The 21,952-nt window shown below is 30.3% G+C and carries 24 protein-coding genes and 1 tRNA gene; 3 read left to right on the top strand and 22 right to left on the bottom strand.

Annotated features, from left to right (window positions below):
- The first annotated feature begins 700 nt into the window (after window positions 1-700).
- Entirely contained in the window at window positions 701-883 is a 183-nt protein-coding gene (locus H2684_RS06685) for a tyrosine-type recombinase/integrase (protein WP_347707532.1), read from the top strand.
- Window positions 884-986: 103 nt separating this feature from the next.
- Here H2684_RS06685 and H2684_RS06680 read toward each other — a convergent pair.
- Window positions 987-1,061, bottom strand: a tRNA-Glu gene (locus tag H2684_RS06680).
- 172 nt (window positions 1,062-1,233) lie between these two features.
- On the opposite strand from H2684_RS06680, the gene H2684_RS06675 reads away from it, so the two are divergent.
- Complete coding sequence (locus H2684_RS06675; protein ID WP_182088617.1) at window positions 1,234-1,896, top strand: metal ABC transporter ATP-binding protein; 663 nt, start codon at window positions 1,234-1,236, stop codon at window positions 1,894-1,896.
- Window positions 1,889-2,686 carry a metal ABC transporter permease gene (locus H2684_RS06670; protein WP_182088616.1) on the top strand — a complete coding sequence of 266 codons (798 nt, stop codon included), beginning with the start codon at window positions 1,889-1,891 and terminating at the stop codon, window positions 2,684-2,686. Before H2684_RS06675 ends, H2684_RS06670 begins: the two co-directional genes overlap by 8 nt.
- Before the next feature lie 54 nt (window positions 2,687-2,740).
- On the opposite strand, the gene H2684_RS06665 is transcribed toward H2684_RS06670, so the two are convergent.
- The 21 genes from H2684_RS06665 to cbiB all read right to left on the bottom strand — a co-directional run bounded on the left by H2684_RS06665 (window position 2,741) and on the right by cbiB (window position 21,948).
- On the bottom strand, window positions 2,741-3,607 hold the full coding sequence (locus H2684_RS06665; protein ID WP_182088615.1) for a YitT family protein: 867 nt from the start codon (window positions 3,605-3,607) through the stop codon (window positions 2,741-2,743).
- Between the two features lie 478 nt (window positions 3,608-4,085).
- Window positions 4,086-4,607: a cob(I)yrinic acid a,c-diamide adenosyltransferase gene (locus H2684_RS06660; protein ID WP_182088661.1), complete on the bottom strand. Its 522-nt coding sequence runs from the start codon at window positions 4,605-4,607 to the stop codon at window positions 4,086-4,088.
- Window positions 4,594-5,469, bottom strand: coding sequence for a kinase (locus tag H2684_RS06655; protein ID WP_182088614.1), 876 nt, complete (start codon window positions 5,467-5,469; stop codon window positions 4,594-4,596). The genes H2684_RS06660 and H2684_RS06655 overlap by 14 nt, the downstream gene beginning before the upstream one ends.
- A gap of 3 nt (window positions 5,470-5,472) precedes the next feature.
- Window positions 5,473-6,249, bottom strand: coding sequence for a cobalt-precorrin-6A reductase (locus H2684_RS06650; protein ID WP_182088613.1), 777 nt, complete (start codon window positions 6,247-6,249; stop codon window positions 5,473-5,475).
- A complete protein-coding gene (locus tag H2684_RS06645; protein ID WP_182088612.1) occupies window positions 6,246-7,058 on the bottom strand; it encodes a sirohydrochlorin cobaltochelatase in 813 nt (270 codons plus the stop codon). Before H2684_RS06645 ends, H2684_RS06650 begins: the two co-directional genes overlap by 4 nt.
- A 45-nt stretch (window positions 7,059-7,103) precedes the next feature.
- Entirely contained in the window at window positions 7,104-7,826 is a 723-nt protein-coding gene (gene cobJ / locus H2684_RS06640; RefSeq protein WP_182088611.1) for a precorrin-3B C(17)-methyltransferase, read from the bottom strand.
- Between the two features lie 21 nt (window positions 7,827-7,847).
- Entirely contained in the window at window positions 7,848-8,837 is a 990-nt protein-coding gene (cbiG, locus tag H2684_RS06635; RefSeq protein WP_182088660.1) for a cobalt-precorrin 5A hydrolase, read from the bottom strand.
- Window positions 8,818-9,594: a precorrin-4 C(11)-methyltransferase gene (cobM, locus tag H2684_RS06630; RefSeq protein ID WP_182088610.1), complete on the bottom strand. Its 777-nt coding sequence runs from the start codon at window positions 9,592-9,594 to the stop codon at window positions 8,818-8,820. The genes cbiG and cobM overlap by 20 nt, the downstream gene beginning before the upstream one ends.
- Before the next feature lie 25 nt (window positions 9,595-9,619).
- Window positions 9,620-10,306 (bottom strand): cobalt-factor II C(20)-methyltransferase, encoded by a 687-nt coding sequence (locus H2684_RS06625; protein ID WP_279286871.1) that lies wholly within the window; start codon window positions 10,304-10,306, stop codon window positions 9,620-9,622.
- 21 nt (window positions 10,307-10,327) lie between these two features.
- Window positions 10,328-10,885, bottom strand: coding sequence for a precorrin-6Y C5,15-methyltransferase (decarboxylating) subunit CbiT (cbiT, locus tag H2684_RS06620; protein WP_182088609.1), 558 nt, complete (start codon window positions 10,883-10,885; stop codon window positions 10,328-10,330).
- Between the two features lie 36 nt (window positions 10,886-10,921).
- Window positions 10,922-11,539, bottom strand: coding sequence for a precorrin-6y C5,15-methyltransferase (decarboxylating) subunit CbiE (gene cbiE / locus H2684_RS06615; protein WP_182088608.1), 618 nt, complete (start codon window positions 11,537-11,539; stop codon window positions 10,922-10,924).
- A 33-nt stretch (window positions 11,540-11,572) separates the two neighbouring features.
- A complete protein-coding gene (cbiD, locus tag H2684_RS06610) occupies window positions 11,573-12,655 on the bottom strand; it encodes a cobalt-precorrin-5B (C(1))-methyltransferase CbiD (RefSeq protein ID WP_182088607.1) in 1,083 nt (360 codons plus the stop codon).
- A gap of 36 nt (window positions 12,656-12,691) precedes the next feature.
- Window positions 12,692-13,318 (bottom strand): precorrin-8X methylmutase, encoded by a 627-nt coding sequence (locus H2684_RS06605; protein ID WP_182088606.1) that lies wholly within the window; start codon window positions 13,316-13,318, stop codon window positions 12,692-12,694.
- 43 nt (window positions 13,319-13,361) lie between these two features.
- On the bottom strand, window positions 13,362-14,438 hold the full coding sequence (gene cobT, locus H2684_RS06600; protein ID WP_182088605.1) for a nicotinate-nucleotide--dimethylbenzimidazole phosphoribosyltransferase: 1,077 nt from the start codon (window positions 14,436-14,438) through the stop codon (window positions 13,362-13,364).
- A 21-nt stretch (window positions 14,439-14,459) separates the two neighbouring features.
- Complete coding sequence (locus tag H2684_RS06595) at window positions 14,460-15,788, bottom strand: cobyrinate a,c-diamide synthase (RefSeq protein ID WP_182088604.1); 1,329 nt, start codon at window positions 15,786-15,788, stop codon at window positions 14,460-14,462.
- A gap of 16 nt (window positions 15,789-15,804) precedes the next feature.
- Window positions 15,805-16,776, bottom strand: coding sequence for a porphobilinogen synthase (gene hemB / locus H2684_RS06590; RefSeq protein WP_182088603.1), 972 nt, complete (start codon window positions 16,774-16,776; stop codon window positions 15,805-15,807).
- Between the two features lie 30 nt (window positions 16,777-16,806).
- Window positions 16,807-18,270, bottom strand: coding sequence for a uroporphyrinogen-III C-methyltransferase (gene cobA / locus H2684_RS06585; RefSeq protein ID WP_182088602.1), 1,464 nt, complete (start codon window positions 18,268-18,270; stop codon window positions 16,807-16,809).
- Between the two features lie 5 nt (window positions 18,271-18,275).
- A complete protein-coding gene (gene hemC / locus H2684_RS06580; protein WP_182088658.1) occupies window positions 18,276-19,151 on the bottom strand; it encodes a hydroxymethylbilane synthase in 876 nt (291 codons plus the stop codon).
- 39 nt (window positions 19,152-19,190) lie between these two features.
- Entirely contained in the window at window positions 19,191-19,799 is a 609-nt protein-coding gene (locus tag H2684_RS06575) for an NAD(P)-dependent oxidoreductase (protein ID WP_182088601.1), read from the bottom strand.
- A 31-nt stretch (window positions 19,800-19,830) separates the two neighbouring features.
- On the bottom strand, window positions 19,831-20,931 hold the full coding sequence (locus tag H2684_RS06570) for a histidinol-phosphate transaminase (protein WP_182088600.1): 1,101 nt from the start codon (window positions 20,929-20,931) through the stop codon (window positions 19,831-19,833).
- Between the two features lie 42 nt (window positions 20,932-20,973).
- Window positions 20,974-21,948, bottom strand: a complete 975-nt coding sequence (gene cbiB, locus H2684_RS06565; RefSeq protein WP_182088599.1) for an adenosylcobinamide-phosphate synthase CbiB — start codon at window positions 21,946-21,948, stop codon at window positions 20,974-20,976.
- Window positions 21,949-21,952 lie beyond the last annotated feature (4 nt).

Here is a 21,952-nt window from a genome sequence, read left to right as displayed (position 1 = left end):
AAGAACCAATTTTAAAAGTTATGGATAGCAGTTATTTAGGATTCTTAGACAAGATTAATTATTTATAGCTGCAACTATAGCTTTAGATATTTGTTTCGATAATTAAAGTATATTTTCTCCTAAGTAAATGAAAGGATACTCTTATGAGTAATAAAGATTTTAATAGCAAGCTTATTAATATAATTATTTTTATCTCATTAATTATAATAATATGTATAGGAATAATTTCTATTATTGCATGGGAAAAGACACATGATTTGATTTTTATTATATCTGGATCTATTAGTATTTTAGGTGTTTTATTTAATATCTACCTTTTCTCTAAAGCAAAATCAAAAAAATAAGTATCCTAAATAACAGATACTTATTTTTTACATTAATAATAGGGGGACTATTATTTTTTTATTTTTTCTAAGGTATTTCCTTAGGATGTTTATTATGTTACATGTGTAATATTAAAATTTCCTTAAAATTATTAGATAAGTCACTTTTTTTACTGCCTAAATTTAAACTTTTCCAATCTCTTTTAAATGTAAATCCACTTCAACTCCTGTAAAATCAATAGATTCAGCTGATTATAATTTAATACTTGAAGAATTTTAAAACAACTGGAAAAATTTTAACTAAACGCTTTATTTATGCAGATGCTATTCCGAATATTATTATAATTGATAATATAGCAGTTACTATCTTATGATGAATAAAAAAATTTCATGCTTTAAGGCACACTTATGTCACAAAATTATTTGAAGCAGGAACTCCTTTAAAAACGGTTCAAACTTTATTAGGACACAGCAATATAAAAACTACAGCTGATATTTATACTCATGTAATGTCAAAACAAAAAATTGATGCCGTTGAAAAATTAAATAGTATTATATAAATATATATTTTTCTATAGCCATCTAAAACTTGTGTGGGAAAAATGTGGAAAACTAAAAAATACGAGTGCATTGAAATAATTCAAAACACTCGTATTACTAACTTGGTAGTCCCTAGGAGGATCGAACTCCTGATTTCACCGTGAGAGGGTGACGTCTTAACCACTTGACCAAGGGACCTCATGTCAAACATGACATATATTATTATATATCGGCTTTCTCTGCTCGTCAATACTTTTTTTGATTTTATATAATTTTTATTTATTGTTGCAAATGATTTGCATATAGATATATAATATTACTGTGCTTCATAAAGAATGCAAGAAAATATTATGTATGGAGGAAATTTCATATGATCAAAATAACAGACTTAACTTTTTCATATAATGGGTCAAAACCATATCTTATAAATAATTTGAATTTAAACATAGAAGACGGAAGTTATACCTCTATACTAGGAGAGAATGGGAGTGCAAAAACTACATTAATAAAACTTATATTAAAGCTTTTAACACCTGTAAAAGGAAAAATAGAATTAAATACAAACAAAATAGGATACGTTCCTCAAAGACTTGAAAGCTTTAACTCTCAATTTCCCATTACAGTATATGAAATACTTAAAAGTCATATGAAAGTTTTAAAGATAAAAGATTCAAATATTATAAATGAATGCCTGGATTCTGTTGGAATGGCTAAATATAAGAAAAGTTTAATAGGAAATTTATCTGGAGGTCAGATGCAGAAAATATTTATTGCAAGAGCTCTCATGGGTTCTCCTAAATTACTAATACTAGACGAACCTTCCACTGGAATAGATATTCAAAGTCAAAAAGAAATATATGGCCTAATAAAACATCTAAATAGAGTTCATTCTATAACAGTAGTTACTGTAGAACACAATCTACATGCTGCTATTGAAAACTCAACCCATATATGTACTTTAAAAAATGGAAACTGCAAAATATATGACATTGATAAATATAAACAATTGATATTGGAGGATAAAAATGCTTGAATACGGATTTATGCAAAATGCTATAATTGCCGGCATATTTATATCTATACTATGCCCAACAGTCGGTATGTTCCTTGTTTTAAGAAGATATTCTATGATGGGTGACTCCTTATCCCATTCATCTTTTGCAGGTGTAGCTCTTGGAATTGTATTTGGCTACAACCCTATAGTAACAGCTTTTATATTTACTACTATTGCAGGTTTAATAATAGAATTTTTAAGAAATTATTATAAGAAGTATGCCGAATTAATACTTGTAATAGTGCTAACCTTTTCTGCTGGAGTTGCAATAGTACTTATAAGCACAGGAATGGCAAATGCCAATGTAAATTCCTATCTCTTTGGAAGTATACTTACAATCTCAAAAACTGAGATTTATACTGTATTTGTATTAAGTGTAATTTCAATAATAACTTTAGGATTACTTTATAATAAACTTCTATATATAACTTTTGATGAAGTTGGTGCAAAAGTTTCTGGCATAAATGTAAAGTTTATAAATTACATATTTGCATTACTTGTAGGTGCTACTATATCTGTATCTATTAGAATACTTGGTATACTTGTAATTTCCTCTATGATAGCAATGCCATCTGCTGCTGCCCTTCAACTCAAAAAAGGATTTAAAACAACTTTGATCTTTTCCATAATATTTGGATTTATAGACATTATGATGGGATTGCTTCTATCATATTATGTAAATAGTGCTCCAGGCGGAACAATTTCATTAACTTCTGTAGCTCTACTTCTTCTAGTTATTATATTTAAAAATGTCTTTATAACTAAGTGAACTCTTTAGATAAAAAAAGATAAGCTCTAGTGGCTCATCTTTTTTATCTAAACTTTAAAAAACTGCTGGTTTAAATCCCTTTCCTCTAACTTCACTTGCATCCATTATTGACATTACAGCATGGGAATCTATATCTGATATAAACTCTTTAGCTTCTGCAGCTTGTCTTGAATTCATTATAGAATATATTACTTTCTTCTGTTGTCCAGTATAAGCTCCCTCTCCATAGAGATAAGTAACGCCTCTTCCAAGCTTGTGAGCTATAATATCTTCAACTGCATCACTGTCACCTGTTACAATAAACAATATCTTTTCCTTATCAAATCCTTCAATTGCTTTATCAACTACTACAGAGTACATATACATTGATATTAAAGTGTACATTGCAATTTCTAAACTTCCAATAATCATACCAATAGATACTATTACAGCATTTATTGCAAAGTTTATTCTCCCTATTGAAACACCATACTTTTTCTTTAAAAGTACTGCTATTATATCCGTTCCTCCCTGTGATGCTCTACACTTAAATATAATCCCAGCACCAATTCCTGTTAGAATTCCACTACAAAGTGCTGATATAAGAGGGTCTTGAATATAGTACATATTTGAAAGACCTCTAGTTAATATTAACGAAGAAGACATAGCCATCATTCCAATAAAACTATATATTCCAAAGCTCTTATCTACAAATTTAAAACCCATTATAAAAATCGGTATATTTATAGCTATTATAAAATATCCAGATGGTATACTAGTGAGGTATTGAGATATAATTGCTACTCCTGCTACTCCACCACTTAAAAATCTATGAGGTATAATAAATATATTGACTCCAATTCCATAAATGATACTACCTGCTATAACCATAATTAATTTTATTAAGTTATTTTTAATATTGTCTACACATTTACTTTTCATATTAAACCTCCTAAAAACCATCTGTATTTTACTTATTACAAGATTTTACTTATTACAAGGATTGTTTCAAATCCCTTATTTGCAAATAAATTCTATAATATATACCATGACAGGTCAATTGACATAATTACCAATTAACAGCTGTCTTTAACCATTTTAGTTAAAGTTATAAGTTAGCATCTATTATAATCTTGCTAGCTTTGTTAACCTCATGAATGCTCTCATAGCATATTTTTAAATATTCTAATAATTATGTACATTAAGTAAATTTAATTCTTAAATTATAAAAATTCATTATTCATTTTTTACAATTAAAAGAAGTGGCACTAAAACCCTTATTTAATGCCACTTCTATGAATATACAATCAAAACACAATTTAAAATAATGACATATTTATTTTAAATAAATCATAACTTTAAATTATTAAATTAAATCTTACAAAAAATAAATATAAAATAATTTTAGAAATTTTAAATATTAATTTTCAATACCAACTCTAGCTTTTACTCCATTATTATAATAATGCTTTACTAGCTTCATTTCAGTTACTAAGTCAGCTATCTCTATTATTTTAGGATCTGCATACCTTCCTGTTATTATTACTTCTATTTCCGGATTTCTCTTATGTAAAATTTCCAATATTTCATCAACTGAAATTAATTTGTAGTATGTTGCTATATTGAGTTCGTCAAGAACAACTATGTCATATTCATTTGAAGTCAATATATTTTCAATTTTATTCAGCCCCTTATGTGCTTTTTCCCTATCCTCATCTGTAGGTTTCCCTTTTATAAATGCATCTCTACCAAACTGCTCCATAGTGAAATTAGGTAACATCTCTGGTACTTTCAACTCGCTATAGTCCATTCCCTTTGCAAATTGTCCAAAATATACTTTCTTTCCTGCACAAATAGCTCTTAGGCTAAGCCCTAAAGCCGCTGTAGTCTTTCCCTTCCCATTTCCAGTATAAACTTGAATATATCCTTTACTCAAAAGTATCTCCACCTTTACATGTGTATTTTTTTAATTTATCTAATGCACACATATTATATACTTTCAATTTATTAATATGTATGCTCTTACTCAAAAAATCAATCTTTTCACTATCATCAAATACGATACCTAGTACATTTCCACTATGAGCTCCTATTATTCCAAGGCCTCCAAATTTTTCACATATTCTCATAACTATTTCTAAAAATTCATTGTGAAGTCTTCTCTGATTTCTAAATATACTTTCCGTTGATATCTTTGACATCTCACTTAAGTCCTTACTTTTAATAGCATTTCTCAAAGGATCTATAAGATCATCTATCCTTGCCAAAGAGTTTAAATTACTATTATTAAAATCTATAGTATCTATAACTTTTTCTCCTTCAAAAGCTAATATATTAAATTTAAAATAATCTCCTATAGACTCTTTATACTTACCTGTTTTATAATCAAATATAGTCATTTTTTCAAAGATTATACTGTCTGTTGGCTCTATAGCTATACATTGCTCTGTAAGTTCATTTTCATCATATTTTCTATTAAACATTTCAATTAAGCAATTATAAACTGCACATAAATCAGCAGTACTGCTTGCCATACCTTTTCCCTTAGGTATTTTTGATTCAATTTTTATTAAAATATCTTTAAATTCCATTTCATATCCCCAAAGTTTTAATATATTCATCATAAACTTATAGGACTTTCTTAAATAATCTTGTGACAGGTGTTTTTTTGAACCTTCACCACATTTAATTAAACTTACTTTAGTATAAATATTTACTGGAAAAGATAGTAATATATCTTTATTTTCAACTGTTCCCTGTATTATCTCTCCAAAACCTCCAGGATAAAAAGTTGTAACTTTCATAATTTATCCCCTAAAAATATATTTTTTTTCTAAATAATTTACCATTTTTTCTATATCATAAAATACATTGTCATATTTAATCTTTTTTCTATTAATAACAAATGCATATATTCCACAGTCTAAACATGCTTTTACCTTATCGTAAGTTCCTCCTCTTATTCCACTGTCTTTTAAAATAACTGCCTTTGCTTCATATTCTCTTATAAATAAGCAATTCATTTCATAGCTTATAGGTCCCTTTATTGCAATTATATCATCCATACCTACACCTAATCTATAGCATTTTTCAATTACTTCAGGTCGTGGAAGCACTCTGTGGACTATTCTATTTTTTAAATTCATGCTCATTATAAAGTCCAAATTCTTACTTCCAGTTGTATTCAGTATAGTTCCATCAATAAATTTAATCTTTTCATATAGATCTCTATAATCTTCTACAGTAATAATTCTCTTATCATCTTTGAACTCTTCAATACATGATGGTCTTTCATATCTTATATATTCTATATTTAAATCCTTACATGCCTTTTCAGCATTTTTAGTTATTTCAACAGCATAAGGGTGTGAGGCATCTACAAGTACATCTATGCCTTTGTCTTTAATAACTTGAATAAGTCCATTATAATCAAGAGGCATAGTATTTAAGCAGGCAAATTTATAATCTTTTAAAATATCTCCACCGTATTTTGTAGCAGTAGATATAAATATATCACAAGTAACTTTATTTAGACTTGACAGTATATCCCTACCTTCTGATGTTCCAAGAATTAATCCAATCAAATTTTATTCATCTCCATTAGCAGCGGATTTCCATTTATAGAATCCTTTATATGTTGTATGTATATTTCATGAAATGCCTTATTTTCTCCTAATCCGTGCAAATATAGATCAACTTCAAATCCCATATTTTTAAGAATATTTTTCCATGAGTTTTTATCTTCACCACACATATCTTCAACTACATGATTTCCTGCTACAAGCATAAATGGCATCAAAATAACTCTTTTTATATTTTTCTCTTTTAAAACACAAATTGTGTTTTCTAAAACTGGATAGCCTTCAACTGTAGATACAAATATATTTTTCATTCCTTCATCTCGCAGTATATTTTGGAGCATAGAGTAACTTGCATTTATAGGATGACTTGTTCCATGTCCCATTAAGATAATCGCTTCACTATCTCCATATTCAGGTAGTTGTTTTTTCAGGGCACTTGCAGCTATTTTATAATCTCCTTCTCTATAAAGTAAAGGTCTTCCAACTACAATTTTATTAAATCTAGATTTATATTTTTTTGATACCTCAACTAGCTTATCGTATTCATCTCCAGGAATTATATGAAGTGGCTGCACATATACTTCTAGAATACCATCTTGAAGCATCTTTTCAAGAGCTTCATCTACACTATCTATATTCAAATTATAATCTGACTTTAATTTATTTATTATCATACCTGATGTAAATGCCCTTCTCACTTCATAGCCTTCAAATTCCCTTTTTATTGAGTTTTCAGTATTCTCTATACATGACTTTAATATACTCAAAATACTTGTTCCAAAGCTCACTACAAGTATACCTTTATTTTTCACAAAATAATCCTCCTTACTTTATCATTACATAATTTAGTATAGTGACTATGAATTTATCTTATACCCTCTTGGAGTTATAAATTTTTGTCCATCTATATAGCTTTTGCTATTTCCAACTATAACTATACTCATCATATCCACTATATCATCTGAGAAATTTTCAAGAGTTGTTACACTAAAAGACTGGCCTTCTCTAAGTGCATTTTTTACTATAGCTACAGGTGTAGTCTTACTTCTATACATCTTTATAATATCAATACATTCTCTAAGATAAAATGGTCTTCCGTGACTTTTAGGATTGTAAAGTGAAATTACAAAATCTCCTTCTGCTGCAAGTTTAACTCTCTTCTTTATAAGGTCATATGGAGTCATAAGATCACTTAAACTTATATTACAGTTATCATGCATAAGTGGGGCTCCAACTATAGATGCCGCTGATAGAGATGCTGTAACACCTGGTATTATTTCTATATTTTCATTTTTACCAAGCTCTAATATGAGCCCTGCCATTCCATATATTCCTGCATCACCTGTACTTATTATTGATACTACTTTGTCTTTTGAAAGCTCAATAGCTTTTTTGCATCTTTCTACTTCACCTTTCATGCCAGTTGAAAAAATCTCTTTTCCCTCAATCAAATGTGAAATCATATCAATGTATTTTGTATATCCTACTACAACTTCACTTTTCTCTATTGCTCTAACTGCCCTTAATGTCATATTTTCAGGGCTTCCAGGGCCAATCCCCTCAACATAAAGTTTTCCCAAACTAAAGCACCTCCTATTTTATTATTTAATTTTTCCTATACACAAAGTCATGCCATTTAACTTCATCTTCTCTGTCAATTCCACTGCTCCTGCAAGATATGCACAAGGTTCACATACACCTCTTACACCTATAGTTTTCTCTACGAAGTCGCTTCCTTCAAATTTATGTTGTACTCTTTTTATACTTTCTCTAGAAAATATTTCAAGATTACACTTTAAATAATCTTTTAAATGTAAAATTGCACTTTCTGAAGCCTTTAAATCTACAGTTGCCACCTTGCATACAGCTCTCTTATCTATGTTCTTTTCCTTTAATACATTAATCACTTGTGTTTTCATAGTTTCTGCATCAAAATTTTTTTTGCATCCTATACCAAGCACAATGTTTTTTCTTATTAATTTCAAACACTCAACATTTTTTGAATTTAAATTAAATGGAGAAATTTTATTGGTCACAACTACAATTCCATCTGAAGTGTCTATTTCACTTGTATATCCCTTTGGGCAATTTATGATACCTTCTTCATCTTTAAAGTACACCTTTTTCCTATTAACTAATAGAGCTGATATATTCTTTGCAATTTTAAGATTATCTATTTCAAGATCATTATTAACTGCAATTACATCTGGTGCAATTATACCCATGTTGTCTGTAGCTGTAGTTATTACAGGTTCTGCTTCCAGCATATTTGCTATTTCATTTGTAAGCTTGTTTGCTCCTCCAATGTGTCCACTTAAAAGGCTAATTACAAATCTTTTACAGCTATCTATTACAATAACTGCAGGGTCTTTGTCCTTTGACTCTATAAAATTTGCTATTGCCCTAACTGCAATTCCTGTAGATGACACAAATATTAAAGCTCTGTAATTTTTCATTGCGTTTTTAGTTACTTTTCTTAAATTAAAGTTTTTAATATTACTTGTAGAATATAAGTCAACATCATACTTTTCTTTTAATTTATCTGCTATTTTATTTCCAGATTTTGTTACACTAATCAGTGCTATTTTCATTTTCAGCCTTTCTGTAGCCATGAGAAAAATTTTTGTTATATAAAAAACTCTCTTCATAGTTACTATTTATAAAATCTCCTACAAGTATTTGAGCAGTTTTAGTTATATTTGCCTCTTTTACCTTTTCTGCAATGTCATCAAGAGTCCCAAGCACATATTTTTCATCTTTCCAACTTGCCCTTTGAATTACAGCTACAGGAACATTTCTCTTATACCCTCTTCTAAGTTTTTCAACTACTTTATCTATCATTCCCACAGATAAGAATAGTGCCATTGAGCAACCTATACTTGCAAGTTTTTCAAGGTCTTCATTTTCAGGTACTGGAGTTCTCCCTGCGATTCTAGTTAATATTACAGTCTGACTAACTCCTGGAAGAGTAAATTCTCTCTTTATAGAAGCTGCTGCTGCTGTAAATGAACTTACCCCAGGAACTACCTCATAGTCTATTTCAGCTTCAGAGAGCCTATCCATCTGCTCTTTTATTGCACCGTAAATAGATGGATCTCCTGTATGCAGTCTTACTACTTTTTTATCTTCTCTGCAAGCTTTCTTAATAACATCTATTACCTGATCAAGTGTCATAGAAGCTGAATTATAAAGTTCTACACCATCTTTGCAGTAGTTAAAGTGCTCCTTTGATACAAGAGAACCTGCATATATAATTACATCTGCGTTTTCAATTATCTTCCTTCCTTTAACAGTTATCAAATCAGGATCTCCAGGACCTGCACCTATAAAATAAACTTTATTTTTCATTTTATTCCTCCTAGTTTTACTTTTTTCAGTCCCTATGTGCTATTATAAGTGACATATAATCACTGTTTTTTAATATTTCATCTCTATCTCTAAGTACTTGCTGTCCTTCTCTATAAGCCCTTTTAACATATACATATTTGAATCCCTTGTCTTCTAAAAAGTCTAGAACTTCTCTCTCGTTTTTCTTTAATTTCATAATAACTAAAAATTTCTCATCTCTTATCTTTTCTATCTGGGATGCTGGAATTATTAAAAGTCTTTCATTTCCAATTACTATAGTTTCCCCAGAAATACTTGCTGCTGCAGAAAACGATGTTATTCCTGGAATTGTTTCAACACTATATCCATTTGCATCTATATACTCTAGAACATAGATATATGTGCTGTATATAAATGGATCACCTATAGTTAAAAACGCCACATTTTTACCAATTTTCAACTTCTCTTCAATTTCAATAGAAGCCTCTTTTATCTTTCTTTTCTGGTCTTTTCCTCCCATTGGGAAGTGTTTTACAATAATTTCTCTATTTTTTGGAATAAAATTCTTTGCAATTGAAAGTGCCGTACTCTCTCCTCCTTCTCTTGCAGAAGGCACAAATATAACATCACATTTTTTTATTGTATTCATAGCTTTGAGAGTTATAAGCTCTTCATCCCCAGGCCCCATACCTATTCCATAAAGTTTTCCAGTATTTAAATTAGTTTCATTCAAGTAAATCACATCCTCTAATAATTATCTAAAAGCAGTCACAATAAATATACTGTTATTTGAAAATATCATACGGCTCTTTCCTTTTACTCTACTTACAGATACCTGTATACAATCTATCTTGTAATTTAAAGATTCTAAAGTTTCCAGGGCAATATTCAAATTTCTAAGAGTTATAAAATTTAGCACCATTTTACCACCTGGTTTTAGTTTACTATCATAGGACTTAATTATTTTATCTATACTTCCCTTACTTCCACCTACAAATATTCCATCAAAATAAGGTGTTATGCTTTTTTCAACTTCAAGAGCATCTCCTGCTACTACTGTTAAATTATCTGCTTTAAATTTTATTTTATTTCGATTTATAAGATCTAGTGCCGTAGAATCCATTTCTATAGCTATAACTTCACCCTTTTTACATAGCTTTGCCATTTGTATGCTCATTGACCCAGTACCTGCACCTATATCAAGTACTCTTGAGTCCTCTTTCAAATTCATCTTCGCAGTACTTAATATCCTTATTTCTTCTTTTGTCATAGGGCATTCTCCCCTTATAAACTCACTATCTGATATATACATAAATACATCCTTTCCTTAAATTAGTTAAATAAGTTTTTATTGAATATCTAAATTTTCTATTACAACTACAGACAATCCGCTAAATTTTAGATTTTTAAGCCTATCTGGATATCCTGAAGTTATAGATTCATTTTCATAGGAAAGATTTTCTCCTATATATACCTTAGATTCTATTTTATTTTCAAACAATATACTACATATTCTATTAGGAGAATTATTATCGTCTGTAAGCCATATTGAAATTTTATTCTGCTTTACTGTATCTATAATGTTCATATCTCTTCCATGCAGACTTCCAAGATATGCATTTTGCCAGCTTTTCCCGATTTTAGACATCATATACTGAAAAGAACTTATTCCTGGAACTACTTCTATATTTCCACTATAGTTTTTGCCTAGATATTCTGCTATTCCATAAAACATAGGATCTCCTGAAGCTACAATTGAAACAACTTTATAATCTTTGGAGTTTATAATTGATATTATCTCTTTTAACTTATTAACTTCCATTTTGGGTACATCTATAAAATCAATGCTTGAAAGTGCCCTTTTAAACCCTAATACTACATCTGACCTATTCATAACCTTAACTGCCTTTGGAAGAATATAATCTCTATCTCCAGGCCCTATTCCAACTACAAAAACTTCGCACATGTAAAAGCCATCCTTTCTAATATTACTTTAATATTAACTTGCAAGAGAATTGTACAATACTCCTTTTTCCATTGAATAAATTACTACATCAACTTCAATATTTCCATGCATATACTGTTTTATCTTTTTTAATATTTTCGTGCCAAGTCTTCTATACAATTCTTCATATCCCTCTCCAAGATAATTTACAGCACCTTCTGTAGTCTTTTGATTGTATATTTTTCTTACAAGTTCTGTATCTTTTCCCATAAGCGCAAGTTCAAGAGCCATAGCCTCAAGCCTTCCATCACACACACGACTGTGTGTGTTAAAGCACCCCATGGCTATCTTTGACATTTTTCCAATATGACCTACTAATGTAACATGCTCTATTCCTTCACCTACACACATTGCAAGTGACTTACCAACATAATTAGATATTATAACCATTTCCCGTCTGTCTAATCCAAGCTTTTCCGCTACATCTTCTCCCATACTTCCAAATACCAAAGTTATATTTTTAGTCCCTAGTGATGCTTTTTGAGCAATTTCAATTTCAATTGACTCTATAAGTGATGATTCAGACATTGGCTTAACTATGCCTGTAGTTCCAAGTATTGAAATTCCTCCAATTATATTAAGCCTTGGATTAAAAGTTTTCTTTGCAACTTTTTCTCCTTCTGGGACAAATATTGTAACTTCCACTCCACATCCCTTTGGCAGTACATTTTTGACTTCTTTTTCTATCATCTGTCTTGGAACAGGATTTATAGCTGGCTCTCCAACACCTACATAAAGACCTTTTGCCTGAACTACTCCAACTCCGATTCCACCTTTTAAACTGTATTTATCCCCAGTTTTAACAGCTCTTGCCCATATTTCAATTCCATCTGTGTCATCCGGATCATCTCCACCATCTTTTATAACACAGCACTCCACATAGTTTTCTCTCTTATTTACTTTTTCTATGGGAATTACAAGTTCTATACCTGCAGGTGTATCTATTTTTATATCACTACAATCTTCATTAAAATAAAGCATCGTCACTGCAGCTTTTGCAGCTGCTGCTGCACAGGAACCTGTTGTATATCCGCATCTCAATTTCTTACCTTCATAATTTACATACATATCCAGCATTACATCACCTCAAAGTAGAAATAAAATTTCTTTAACCTACCTTTTAACTATCATGTACATTAGTGCATTTACTATAGCTGCAGCTACGTTACTGCCTCCTCTTCTTCCTCTTATAGTTATCATTGGAATATTAATTTTTTCTATTTCTTCCTTTGACTCTGCAGCACCTACAAATCCTACAGGAGCTCCAACTATAAATTTTGGATGTGCAATATTTTTAAGTGTAAGATCTTTAAGTTTAAAAAGTGCAGTAGGTGCATTTCCAAATACGAAAAACTCTACACCCTCTCTTGCCGCTATTTCAACTGCTGCCATTGAACGAGTTATACCTTTCTCCTTAGCAGTCTTTGCTACATCCTCTCTAGATACAAAACATTCAACCTTACAATTCAGTTTACTTAAAGCCCTTTTATTAATTCCTGCCATAGCCATATTTGTATCAGTATAAATTGTAACTCCTGACTTTAAAAGATTTAAAGCAGCTTCTATAGCTCCTTTTCTTATATAAATTATATCCTTATATCCAAAATCTGCAGTAGTATGTATCACTCTTTTTACTATAGGAAGTTCATCATCTGTAAAATTATGAGGTCCCATTTCTTCACTTATTATTTCAAAACTTCTCTTTTCAATATCCATAGGTACCTTTTTATATTCAACCATAATCTATTTTTACCTCCAATTACTCATAATATATAATCACTTACTAACGGTCTTCTCTTATATCTATAAGATGCTCATCTTGTGTATTTGAATCTTCAAAAGTTGCCATATTGTTTAAAGCATATAGAGAAGCTTCTATTATACTAAATGCAAAAGGACATCCAGAACCTTCACCAAGCCTCATATCTAAATTAAGCATAGGTTTTACTGATAGTTCTTCCATTAAATACTTTGCCCCAGGTTCTGCAGAAAGATGAGATGGAAATATAAAATCTTTAACATGTTCATTCAACTTTACAGCACACAGTGCCGCTGTAGAAGATATCAATCCATCAATTACTATTGGGACTCTATTTTTTGCAGCACCTAAAAAGCATCCGCACATTCCACAAATATCAAATCCTCCTACTTTTGAAAGTACATCTATTACATCATCTTTATTGGGTTTATTTATAGAAATTGACCTTTCTACAGCCTTTCTTTTAGCTTCCAGCTGTTTGTCAGTTATTCCAGAGCCCTTTCCTACAACTAAACTTGGTGCAAGTCCTGTAAGTGCACTTAACACCGCTGAACTAGTTGCAGTATTACAAACTCCCATCTCTCCTGTTCCAAACATGTCATATCCTTTTTTAACAAGCTCATCTACAGCTTCAATTCCAACTTCAATTGCTCTTATTGCCTCATCTCTTGTCATAGCAGGACCTTTAGTCATATTTTTTGTTCCATATGCTATCTTTTTATTTATAAGTCCTGGTATTTTCACATCTTGTTTTATTCCTATATCAATTACAGTCTTATCACATCCATAAAAATCTGAAAGCACACATACTCCTGTAGTACCTCTAATTATATTGTTTGTAACAGTTACAGTGAGCTCTTGAGTGCAACTGCTAATTCCCTCTTCCCATATTCCATTGTCCGAGCACATTATTATAATATTTTTCTTGTTTATCTTGTTGAAAACCTTTCCTGTTATACCTGACATCTTTGCACCTATTTTTTCAACTTCCCCAAGACTGCCTATAGGTTTACTTAAATTGTCAATTCTATTCCATGCACTTTTTACAGCCTCTTCATCTCTTCCATGTATAGCCTTCAATGTATCATTTAATAATTTCATAAACCCAATCCCCTTCTCTATTTACTTAAAATCTAGCATATCTTTAATAAAATCTAAGTTTCCAAAAAAGTGAACATGTGCATAAGATGCAAGTGTATTTTTCTTTGTATAACCACATTTCCACATTTTTGTTTTTCCATTGTACATCTCTTTTGTAACTTCATATATCCTATTTTCATCTGACTCAATATAGGATTTGTGAAATTCATGACAGTTTATACTAAGTCCCTGTTTTAACACATTGTTTTCCTTTGATACTTTTATATTTGCATAGCCAAAATTTTGCAGTTTTTTAGTCATGTGAACACTTCCAGTAAAAAATCCAACAGAATTGAAATTTCCACCTCCTGAAAAATCCTCTACAGTATCCATAAGATACATTAGTCCTCCACACTCTGCATAACACCTTAATCCTAAATTTAACTTGTTTTTTATGTCAGATAGCATTGACTTGTTTTCAGAAAGCTCTTTTATAAATATTTCTGGATATCCCCCTCCTATATAAAGAAAATCTATATCTTCCGGTAATTTTTTATCATGAAGAGGACTAAAAAACACAACTTCTCCAGCCTCTTTTAAAATTTCCAGATTTTCTTTATAATAGAATGAAAAAGCTTTATCAAATGCCACAGCTATTTTTAAATTTTTATTTTCAATGTGAAATTCATCTTTTGCATAGTTTGCTTCTTTAAAATATTTCATCATCCTATCTACATTTATATTTTCTAATACCATATCAGATAAAATATCTATTTTAGAGTTTAAATCTTCGACTTCACTGCTTTGGACAAGCCCCAGATGTCTACTTTCAAGGGAAATTCTATTGTCTTTTGGAATATACCCAAATACTTCTACATTACAGTTTTTCTCTACAGAAGCCTTTAGAAGCTTATAGTAACTTTCACTTATGTTATTAAATATTACACCTACTATATTTATATTTCCAAAATCAATCATTCCATTTATTTCAGCGCAAATTGTAGCACTTCTTCCCTTGGAACTCATAACAAGTACTACTGGAATCCCAAGAACTTTAGATACATGTGCTGTAGAATATTTTGAGTCTATTCCCTTTCCATCGTAAAGTCCCATAACACCTTCTATTATTCCAACATCTCCGTTTCCTCTCATATAAGATGCCTTAATTCCATGTTCTCCCATTAAAAATATATCTAAATTTCTAGATGCCTTTCCTGTAACCTTCTCATGAAACGCAGTATCTATATAATCGGGACCTACCTTGTAACCTTGAACTTTTAGCCCTTTTTTTACAAGTGCTGCCATAAGCCCAATTGTAGCTGTAGTCTTTCCACTTCCACTACTTTCTGATGCTATAATAACACTTTTCATAAAATCAACCTCTACATTAAATTTCTTCTTTTATCCACCTGCATATGTCAAGAGCATAATACGTTATTATCATTTTTGCACCTGCTCTTTTTATTGAAGTTAGCATTTCAGTTGCAACTGCCTTTTCATCTATAAGTCCTGCTTTTGCAGCTGCTTTAACCATTGCAAATTCTCCACTTACATTGTAAGCTGCAATTGGAACATCAAATTTATCTCTTGCTAGCCTTATAACATCAAGGTATGGCATGGCAGGCTTTACCATTATTATATCCGCACCTTCTTTTATGTCATCTTCTATCTCAAGCATTGCTTCTCTTACATTTCTTGGATCCATCTGATATCCCTTTCTGTTACCAAACTTAGGACTTGAGTTTGCTGCATCTCTAAATGGTCCATAAAACGCCGAACAATATTTTGCACTATATGCCATTATAGATACATTTTTATATCCATTTTTATCTAATTCCTTTCTTATTTCCCCTACTCTTCCGTCCATCATATCAGAAGGTGCAACCATATCCGCTCCTGCTTTTGCATGTGAAACTGCTATTTTCGCTATATATTTTATAGTTTCATCATTGTCAACTTCATGATCGTGTAATATTCCACAGTGTCCATGATCTGTGTACTCGCACATACATACATCAGTTATTACAAATAGCTCAGGATAGAGGCTCTTTAACTTTTTTATTGCCTTTTGAATAATTCCATTTTCACAAAATGCAGAAGATCCTATTTCATCTTTGTGATCAGGTATTCCAAATAGTATTACACTTTTTACTCCTGCTTCCTTTATTTCATCTACAACTTCCGAAAGCCTATCTATTGAATAGTGATAGTTACCATCAAGAGATGGTATAGCTTCTTTTATATTTTCACCTTCAACCACAAATATAGGATATATGAAATCACTTCTATTTAAAGTTGTTTCACTAACCATATCCCTTATTACACTATTTTGTCTTAATCTTCTATGTCTTCTAAACATAAAAATTACCTCCCTTTAAAATCTTTAGTTTTATTTCTCAAGCATCTTATTTATAATTCCATCTGTAGTATATGTGTCAGACATTTTATATTTTATGTTATATTTATCAAGTTCTTTGCCTGTTATAGGTCCTATTGCTATAGCTGATTTTTTCTGTAGTTTATCTATTCCCACAATTGACACCATATTTCTAACTGTAGTTGGACTTGTAAATACAACTATATCCACATCATCAAAGTTCACAGCTTCATTTATATCACCACAAAGAGTTTCATAAGTATAACATTCATCTACAATGCACCCTGACTCTCTGAGTTTTTCTACTAGATAAGGCCTTGAATTTTTAGATCTTGGTACAAGTATTTTATTTCCTTTATGTATAAATTTTTTCATCTCAGAGTACAAACTTTCTGCTACAAATTTAGATGCAACTATACATGGTATAATTCCTCTCTTTTTCACTGCATCATAAGTTGCAGGTCCTATTACAGCAAACTTTGCCTTTATATTTCTAATGTCATAATTTTCATTTAAAAGCCTGTTAAAAAAGCTCTCTACTCCATTTACACTAGTAAATACTATGTAGTCATAATTAGGCAATTTATCTATATACTTTAATATATTTTCACTTGTGTATTTAATCTTTATAGAATGGATTTCCGTAACTTGTGCTCCAAGTTCAATAAGTTTTTCCCTCATTGACTTTGATTGATTTTTTGACCTTGTAATACATACATTTTTTCCAAACAGAGGCTTTTTTTCATACCAATTAAACACATTGTTAAATTTAACAACTTCACCTATTACAAATATACAAGGAGAACTCAACCCCGCATTTTTACATTCTTCGTATATATTTTCAAGAGTTGAAATTACTTTTCTCTGTTTTGATGTAGTCCCTCTCATTACAACTGCAGAAGGGGTGTTTTTATCCATTCCATTTTCAATTAACTTATTTGCTATAGTATTAAGACTTGAAAATCCCATTAAAAATACAAGAGTTCCTCCAATTGTTGCAGCAGATTTCCAGTTAATATTGAGATTTTTTGCCGCTTTTCCTGTAAAAACGTGAAATCCCTGTGCAATATTTCTATGAGTAACAGGTATTCCTGCATAATTTAAAACTGAAATAAAAGATGTTATACCTGGTATAACTTCAAAATCAATATTTTCTTTTGAAAGTGAAAGTACTTCTTCCCCTCCTCTTCCAAATATATATGGATCTCCACCTTTAATTCTTCCTACTGTATATCCTTCTTTTGCAAATTTTACAAGCATATCGTTTATCTCATCTTGAGTTTTATAATGACAATTTGGCTGCTTACCACAGTAATACACCTTGCAATCTTCATTTATATAGTTCAATATCTGACTTCCTGCAAGTCTGTCATACATAACTAAATTACACTCTTTTAACTTTCTTATGGCCTTCAAAGTTAAAAGTTCTTCATCACCTGGACCTGCTCCTATAAGGTACACTTTACCTTGACTCATTTTAATCATCCCTTCAATATTTCTTTGGCTAGTTTTATTCCAAGATCAACATATTTTTCTTTATTTCCTTCAACTTGCTTTTTTAAAAGTTTACCATTCAACTTAAAAAGTCCTATAATTTTCATAGAATCTCCCGTTATTTTTGCATAAGCTCCTATTGTAGAATGGCAGTCACCATTTAATGTCCTCATAAAACTTCTTTCAGCCTCTACACACATTCTTGCATTTACATCCTCTATTTTTCTAAAACTTGCAGTAACATCCGTTCTCTCTCTCTTAACTTCAACTCCAAGTGCACCTTGACCTATTGCTGGAACCATTTCATAAGTACTAAAGTAATCAGTAATTAAACTTTCAAGATTCAATCTCTTTACCCCTGCAGCTGCTAAAACTATTCCATCTAAATTATTTTCCCTCATTTTCTTTATCCTTGTCTGTACATTTCCCCTTATAGGAACTATTTCAAGTCCTCTTTCAAAACTTTTAATTTGCTCTCCTCGTCTATTGCTGCTAGTTCCTATTTTAGAACCTACCTTAAGATCTTTAAAATGAACACCTTTATTAGATATAAATACATCTCTTGGATCTTCTCTTTCACATATGGCTGCAATTTCAAATTCATCTGGAACATCAAAAGGCACATCTTTCATGCTATGAACTGCTGCATCTATTTTATTTTTTAAAAGTGCAATCTCTATTTCCTTTATGAAAAGACCCTTTCCACCTATTTTATTCAATGATATGTCAAGTCTTTTATCTCCTGTAGTTTCTATTAAAACTTTGTCACTTTTTATATCACATTTTTCTTCAATCAAGCCAATTATTCTTTCAGTTTGAACTTGTGCAAGTTTACTTCTTCTCGTTCCAACTCTATATTTCAAAATATCACCATCCATAAATTTTAAATTAGTTGACCATACCTACTTACCATAAAACATATCAATAATAGTTTTAGCCTTACCTTTTTGATAAAAAAAGTAAAAATCCTCTGAACATATGAATCTCATTACAATTTTTCTATTTTTATTACCTTCCATTTTTCTTCTCATTTTAAAAGTGAACTCTATAAAATCATCATATTTTTCTGCATATTCCCTCATTTTATCAGCTACGAATACAGCCCCTTTAGGTGACACTTCAGATGTGTTTACTCCAAAGTATATATTCTTCGTATTTCTTTGACATGGTGTAATGCAATTCCCAAGAGATGGTTTTGTACAATCTATATATAATTTGTTCATGTTATTACAGTCTTCTCTTATAGTTGAATTTAACTCTGCATTATCAGTTGCAATAACTATAATATGGCTTTTTTCAATATACTTTTTTTCATAGTTTTTCTTTAAAATATGTACATTTTTCATAGTTTTAAATTCATCAAATTCACTGAGAAACTTCTTTGCTACTACAAATACCTGTGCACCTTTAGTTGAAAAAGTCTTTAATTTTATATAAGCAGCTCTTCCTCCTCCAACTATTAGTACATTTATCTTTTGGGAAGACAGAGCAACAAATAGCTTTTCACTCAAATCACATCATCTACCAATCACTTAATAATTTTTAATTTAAACTAAACTTTGCCATTATATCTATCATCTTTTTATTTTTTTCTCTGTCCTTTATTGCAAGTCTTATGTATCTTTTATCAAGTCCTCTGAAGTTTTCACACTTTCTTATAAGTGCACCTTTTTTTAAACAGAATTCATACAACTCATGTGAATCAACACCTAAAAGTCTACATAAAACAAAATTTGAATAAGTGGTATATACTCTATCTATTATATTTATTTTTTTTAAATTTTCCTCCATAAATTTTCTCTCTGAAGCTATCCAATTCAATGATTTTGAAATATATTTACAGTCATTTAATACATATTTTGCTGCAGTTTCAGCAAAACAATTTATATTCCAAGGATTTTGTTTTCTTTTAATACTAAATATAATATTTTTATTTTTTGAAATTCCGTATCCAAATCTTATACCTGGAAGTGCAAAGAATTTAGTAAGTGCCCTTACTATAAATAGACAGTTATAATTTTCTATTTCATTTAAAAAACTTAAAGAGGCATTTCCTGTAAACTCAACAAAAGCTTCATCTATAATTATAGTTTTTTCATTTTCTTCACAATAGTTTAGTATAGTTTTAAATTTTTTCTTATCAATAACTTGCCCATTTGGGTTATTGGGATTTCCTATAATAAGACACTGTACATGTTTTATTTTTTCTAATATATCCTCATAGTCAAGATTCATATAAGAATTTAACTTTGAATAAACTATGCTACAGCCCCATTTAAGTGCATTTTTTTCATATTCTATAAAGGAAGGAACTACTATACATATACTTTTAAAACAGCTAATAGCCATATCTATTATTTCTGAGGCACCATTACCAAGAACTATATTATTTAATTCTAATTTCACATTACTTTTAAATGTGTTTTTCCCAAAATAGTAATCATAATTTTCCAGATAATTCTTTATACTTTTCTTAAGTTCTCTGTACTCTATATCAGGATATTTATCTACATTTTCAATTGCTTCACATATATTTTTTTTAAATCCTTCTGGTGCTCCTAATGGATTTATATTTGAACTGAAATCCATTAAATCTTTACCTTTTAAAACTCCATCTGTGTATATATCTCCACCATGTTCCATATTAAACACATCCTATTTATTATTTCATAAAATTTAAAGCTTCTATAAATTTATGATTACATATATTAAAGCACTATAGATTAAGACTCCAATTATTTCTGAAAGATACATAAGTTTTATTGCATATTTTATGTGTACAAAATCAAGAGAAATATTATCATCTCCTATAGTAGGTTTATAGACAGGTTGCCCAAAATAAATATTTGTTCCTCCTAGCTGAACTCCAAGTGCACCTGATACAGCAGCTTCTGGATATGCACAGTTTGGGCTTTTATGATTTTTTCTATCACGCACCATTATTTTAAAAGAATTTATTATATTTCCACCAACAACTGGACTTACAATACTTATTAAAATTCCAGTTATTCTTGCAGGTATAAAGTTAAACACATCATCCACTTTTGCTGGAAAAAATCCAATATATCTATACTTTTCATTCATGTACCCAAGCATAGAATCCATAGTATTTACAGCTTTATACATCATTGCAAGTGGTGCTCCAAATATAATCCCGTAAAACAGCGGTGCAATTACCCCATCTGATGTATTTTCAGCTACAGTTTCAACTGCCGCTCTTACTATTTGCTTTTCATCAAGATTTGTAGTATCTCTTCCAACTATATAGGAAAGCTTTTTTCTTGCATCTTGTATGTCACATGACTTCAAAGAAAAATACACCTTTATTGACTCTTTATTGAGAGATTTTGCAGAAAGTGCTGTAGCCATAAATACTATATTTACCAAGTTAAAAGCGATAATATTTTTTCTAAATATGTACATCAGTAAAAATGGAATTAAAAAGCTTACTGATGTAAGAATTACAACTATAACACCTCCAAAATATTTAATTTTTTTATCAGTACTGCAAATTTTTCTACCTAGCTTTTCCAGAGCACTTATTAATTTTCCCATAAACACAACTGGGTGTGGAAACCACATGGGATCTCCTACTATCCAGTCAATAAAAACAGCTACTAGTATGTCTAAAAAATTCATCCAAAGCAAATCTAAAACCATAAAG

The sequence above is a fragment of the Clostridium sp. cel8 genome, from assembly GCF_014050525.1.
In the GTDB taxonomy this organism is placed as follows: domain Bacteria; phylum Bacillota; class Clostridia; order Clostridiales; family Clostridiaceae; genus Clostridium_B.
Note: the sequence above shows the minus strand (reverse complement) of the source record. Positions and strands in the feature narration are given on the sequence as shown.